Origin of the sequence: Pseudoxanthobacter sp., from assembly GCF_036822375.1 — a bacterium.
GTDB lineage: Bacteria > Pseudomonadota > Alphaproteobacteria > Rhizobiales > Segnochrobactraceae > Pseudoxanthobacter.
In genome coordinates, this window is record NZ_DAISHT010000120.1 from 5,841 (window position 1) to 10,589 (window position 4,749).

Consider the following 4,749-nt stretch of genomic DNA (forward strand, 5'->3'; position numbering starts at 1 on the left):
CAGGTCCCGCTCTGTCAGGTCCCGCTTTGTCTCAGGCGGTCCGGTTTCGGGCCGTCCGGTTTCGGGCCGCCCCGCAGCCGCCGGCGCGCGGCCGTGCGGCGGGGTTTCGCCTGCCGGCAGAGACCCCGCACCGCTGCCGGCCAGCGGCCCCGGCAGCCCGGTGGCCGGTTCGCGCAGCATCGCCAGCCCGCCGGCCGCCGGCCGGTGGCTGCGGCGCAGCTGGCGTAACGGACTGCGGTGCACACGATGGCCGTCCGCGCCCATCTTTTCCCCGCAAGAAGCCCCCGAAATGCGCATTGTACCGCCGGAAGCAGATCCGTGCGGCACGCGTACAATCGGAGCGTGACGCAGTCTGCGCCGCACTGCAACGCCACGTCGCTGCCTGCGACAATATCCACATCTGCGCGCAGCCGGCGCGATGCACCGGTCTCTTCCGTGGCGGGGCTTCAGGGGCCGGTATCAGGTGCCGATATAGTGCAGCGTCAGGTCGCGGCGGTGGGATTCCAGCCGGTGTTCGATAACGAAAATGCCCTGCCAGGTGCCGAGGTCGGTGCGCCCGTGCACCACCGGGATCGCCAGACTGACCCCCGTGAGCGCCGACTTCACATGGCCCGCCATATCCTCCGGCCCGTCGAGGGAATGACGCCAGTGGCCTTCCGTCGGCACCAGACGGTCGTAGGCATCGAGCAGGTCGTCGCGCGCGTTGGGGTCGGAATTTTCCTGAATCGTCAGCGAGGCCGAGGTGTGGCGCAGGAACACCGTCAGCAGCCCCTCCACCGCCTGAACCGAGGAGAGCCAGCGATTGATGGGATCCGTCACGGCCGTCAGGCTGCGACCCTGCGTGATCACGTCCATGCGCGCGATCGCCTGCCGCCCGACCGGCGCGGGACCGAACACCGTGCGCGGGTGCGTGCCTTCGAATTCAGACCCCGACATTCCGTCCCGCTCCTGTCTCCGCCCGGCCGTCTGCGCCGGGGGAAAGCCCGGCAGCCGCGACGGCCGACGACAGAGAAGAAACCGGAACCGCACGCAGGCCGCAACGATAAAATACCGTGCCGGCCCCCGGCACCGGTCTCAGACCGGCCGGAAGTGCTTGGAAAGCTTGAGGCCCTGTGCCTGATAGTTGGAGCCGATGCCTTCGCCGTAGAGCGTTTCGGGGCGGGCGGCCATGTGCTCGTAGACCAGCCGGCCCACCACCTGCCCGTGGTCGAGGATGAACGGCACCTCGTGGGAGCGCACCTCCAGCACCGCCCGCGCCCCGGCGCCGCCGGCCGGCCCGTGGCCGAAGCCGGGATCGAAGAACCCGGCATAATGCACGCGGAATTCGCCGACCAGCGGGTCGATCGGCACCATTTCGGCCGCCACCATCGGCGGCACGTGCACCGCCTCGCGCGAGACGAGGATGTAGAATTCGTCGGGATCGAGAATCAGGCTCGCCGTGCCGCGGATGGTCACCGGCTCCCAGAAATCGTAGACATCGCAGCCGGCCTTGCGGTCCATGTCGACCACGCCGGTGTGGCGCTTGGCCCGGTAGCCGATCGGCGCGCCGTCGCCGCGGCCCTCAAGATCGATCGTCAGGTGCAGCCCGTCGCCGATGACCGGCGTGCCCGGAAAGGCAATGCCCTCGGCGGCATGCAGCGCCGCCAGCGCGCTGTCGCCAAGCCGCGCCTCGCCGCGGCGGAAGCGGATCTGCGACAGCCGCGAACCGGCCCGCACCAGCACCGGAAAGGTGCGCGGGCTGATCTCGGCATAGAGCGGGCCGTGATAGCCGGCCGGCACGGTGTCGAACGCCTGCCCGCCGTCGGTGATGACGCGGGTGAACACATCGAGACGGCCGGTGGAGCTCTTCGGGTTGGTGGCGGCGGCGATGTCGCCCGGCAGGGCGAGGTGCTCGTCGAGCGGCACCAGATAGACGCAGCCGGTTTCCAGCACCGCCCCGGCGGACAGGTCGATGGAATGCAGCGTCAGGCGGGCGAGCTTGTCGGCGACGGTCGCCCCCGGCCCGGTGAGGAAACTGGCCCGGATGCGATGGGCGATGCGGCCGAGGCGCAGGTCGAGACTGGCCGGCTGAAGCTGGTCCTCGCCGACCGCATGGTCGCCGGCGATGATGCCGGCCCGCGCCAGTTCCCGGATCGCCTGCCGGGGCAGAATGCCTGCCGCCTCGCTCATGTCGGTACGTTCCCTGCTGCCGGCGAATCGGGTCGCAATAACCGATTTTCGCTGCCCCGTGAAGGCCGTGCGGCCGGCTTTCCGCGCCGCCCCGCGCAACACCGGAGCCGCCGGGCCGCATGCGCGGCGTTGACGCGGGCCGGCAGCGGGACTAATACCAGCGAACCCCGTGGTGATTTGGCCGGCCGGCTTGCAGCCACGTTAAACAACTCGCTAAAAGGCCGAGTGGGCATACATCCCGGACGGGTGCAACACCACGACGGCGCGGCGAAGGGGCAGCAGGTGTAGCGCCCGTTGTTCGTCGCAACCGTCTCCCGTTACGGCCTCGTTGACCTGGCTCGGCATTTGTCGGCCGGGTTTTTTGATGCCTGATCGGGCGCCCCGGAGGTACAACCCATGACGAAGACTGCCGAAGACACTGCCTGTCCCGAAGCCCCCCGCCGCTATCGCACCGCCACCGAGCTGGTGCACGGCGGCACGCTGCGCTCGTCCTTCAACGAGACCTCCGAAGCCCTGTTCATGACGCAGGGGTTCGTCTACCCCTCCGCCGAGGCTGCCGAGGCCCGCTTCAAGGGCGAGGACCCGGGCTTCATCTATTCGCGCTTCTCCAACCCCACCACCGCCATGTTCGAGGCGCGCATGGCCGCCCTTGAAGGGGCGGAGGAGGCCCGCGCGGTGGCCAGCGGCATGGCGGCCGTGACCTCGGCGCTGCTCTGCTTCCTCAAGGCGGGCGATCATGTGGTGGCGCCGCGGGCCATGTTCGGCTCGTGCGTGTGGGTCATCGAAACCCTGCTGCCGCGGCTCGGCATCGAAGCCACGCTGATCGACGGCCGCGACCTCGCCGCCTGGCGCGCGGCGGTGCGGCCGCAGACGCGGGCGTTCTTCTTCGAGACCCCGACCAACCCGACGCTGGAGGTGATCGACATCGCCGGCGTGGTGGCGATCGCCAAAGAGAGCGGCATCACCGTCATCGTCGACAACGTGTTCGCCACCCCGCTGTGGCAGTCGCCGCTGACGCTCGGCGCCGACGTCGTGGTCTATTCGGCCACCAAGCACATCGACGGTCAGGGCCGCTGCCTCGGCGGCGTCATCCTGTCGTCGAAGCAGTGGATTGCCGACAACCTGCACAACTTCCTGCGCCAGACCGGCCCGTGCATCTCGCCGTTCAATGCGTGGGTGCTGCTGAAGGCGCTGGAGACCTTCCAGCTGCGCGTCGAGCGCCAGAGCGCCAACGCCGCCCGCCTTGCCGATCATCTGGCCGGCCGGCCGGGGCTGGCGCGCGTCGTCTATTGCGGCCGGCCCGATCACCCGCAGGCCGCGCTGGTCGCCCGGCAGATGAAGGGCGGCTCGTCGCTGATCGCCATTGAGGTGGAGGGCGGCAAGGCCGCCGCATTCGCCTTCTGCAACGCCTTGCGACTCATCCGGATCTCCAACAATCTCGGCGATGCGAAGAGCCTGATCACCCATCCGCAGACCACCACGCACCAGAGCCTGCCGGCCGAGGCGCGGGCCGCGCTGGGCATCGGCGACGGGCTGCTGCGCCTGTCGGTCGGGCTGGAAGACGTTGAGGATCTGATCGAGGATGTCGACGCCGGCCTTGCGGCCGTGGCCGCGCTTGCGGCAGGCTGAGACTGTCTGAGACGTTGCGGGGCCCCGCCGGGGCCCCGCTGTTGAGCGATCCGGCCACGCGGCGGGGCCGGGGCCGGAAGGCGGGAGAAGGCGATGACGGGCGAGGAAACCGGGGCGGAACACGACACGGCGGCAGCCGCGGCGGAGGCAGGCGCGCCGGTGGAATTTCTGGTGAGCGTGCCGCCCACCGGCTCGCTCGGCACGCTGCTGCTGGCGCACGGCGCCGGGGCGGCCATGGATTCCTCGTTCATGAACCGCTTCACCCAGCACGCCGTTCTGGCGGGGCTGACGATCTATCGCTTCGAATTTGCCTACATGGCCGAGCGCCGGCAGAGCGGGCGCAAGCGGCCGCCGCCGGCCGCGGCCAGACTGGTCGGCGAATTCCGCGCCGCCCTTGAGGCCTGCCTTGCCCGCACCGAAGGACCGGTGCTGATCGGCGGCAAGTCGCTCGGCGGGCGCGTGGCCGCCATGCTCGGCTGCGCCGGCGATCTCGACCCGCGCGTGGCCGGGGTCGTGTGCCTCGGCTATCCCTTCCACGCCCCCGGCGATGCCGTGGGCGACAGCGAGGAAGCCCGGCTGGCCCCGGTTCTGGGCCTGAAGCGCCCGGCCCTGATCGCACAGGGCGAGCGCGACCCGTTTGGCAATTATGACGAGATTTCCGCCCTGAAGCTGCCGGACAATGTCCGCGTGCTGTGGTGCGAGGACGGCAGCCACGATCTGGCCCCGCGCGGCGGCTCGCCGGCAACGTGGGAAGGCAATCTGCGCGCCGCCGCGCAGGTCGCCGCCGACATGGTCGGCTGAGGCGCCGCAGAAAGCGCGCCGCCGGCCTTCACCGGCAGCGCGGCTGCACGCGGCGTCGCTGCATCCCCTGTGCGGCGGCACGCCGCCGGCCTCTTCATCCCGCGCGGCTGCACGCCGCCGGTCTCGTCACCCGGCGCGGCTGCACGCCGC

At 70.5% G+C, this 4,749-nt stretch carries 4 protein-coding genes and 1 riboswitch; of the genes, 2 read left to right on the top strand and 2 right to left on the bottom strand.

All coding sequences use genetic code 11. The annotated features are described in order from the left end of the window. Nucleotides 1–459 precede the first annotated feature (459 nt). Together V7067_RS11730 and V7067_RS11735 are read right to left on the bottom strand one after the other, a co-directional pair. Nucleotides 460–936 (bottom strand): secondary thiamine-phosphate synthase enzyme YjbQ, encoded by a 477-nt coding sequence (locus V7067_RS11730; protein WP_334176088.1) that lies wholly within the window; start codon nt 934–936, stop codon nt 460–462. Between the two features lie 138 nt (nt 937–1,074). After that, nucleotides 1,075–2,169, bottom strand: a complete 1,095-nt coding sequence (locus V7067_RS11735) for a 2'-deoxycytidine 5'-triphosphate deaminase (protein ID WP_334176089.1) — start codon at nt 2,167–2,169, stop codon at nt 1,075–1,077. A 159-nt stretch (nt 2,170–2,328) separates the two neighbouring features. Next, nucleotides 2,329–2,406, top strand: a riboswitch (SAM riboswitch). A gap of 159 nt (nt 2,407–2,565) precedes the next feature. On the opposite strand from V7067_RS11735, the gene V7067_RS11740 reads away from it, so the two are divergent. Both V7067_RS11740 and V7067_RS11745 read left to right on the top strand, forming a co-directional pair. Then, entirely contained in the window at nt 2,566–3,798 is a 1,233-nt protein-coding gene (locus V7067_RS11740) for an O-succinylhomoserine sulfhydrylase (RefSeq protein WP_334176090.1), read from the top strand. Nucleotides 3,799–3,891: 93 nt separating this feature from the next. After that, nucleotides 3,892–4,599, top strand: coding sequence for an alpha/beta family hydrolase (locus tag V7067_RS11745; protein WP_334176091.1), 708 nt, complete (start codon nt 3,892–3,894; stop codon nt 4,597–4,599). Nucleotides 4,600–4,749: the final 150 nt, after the last annotated feature.

Excerpts from the sequence above, each read along its gene's own strand:
- V7067_RS11730 (WP_334176088.1), bottom strand. The coding sequence starts at position 936 with ATGTCGGGGTCTGAATTCGAAGGCACGCACCCGCGCACGGTGTTCGGT.
- V7067_RS11740 (WP_334176090.1), top strand. The coding sequence starts at position 2,566 with ATGACGAAGACTGCCGAAGACACTGCCTGTCCCGAAGCCCCCCGCCGC.
- V7067_RS11735 (WP_334176089.1), bottom strand. The coding sequence starts at position 2,169 with ATGAGCGAGGCGGCAGGCATTCTGCCCCGGCAGGCGATCCGGGAACTG.
- V7067_RS11745 (WP_334176091.1), top strand. The coding sequence starts at position 3,892 with ATGACGGGCGAGGAAACCGGGGCGGAACACGACACGGCGGCAGCCGCG.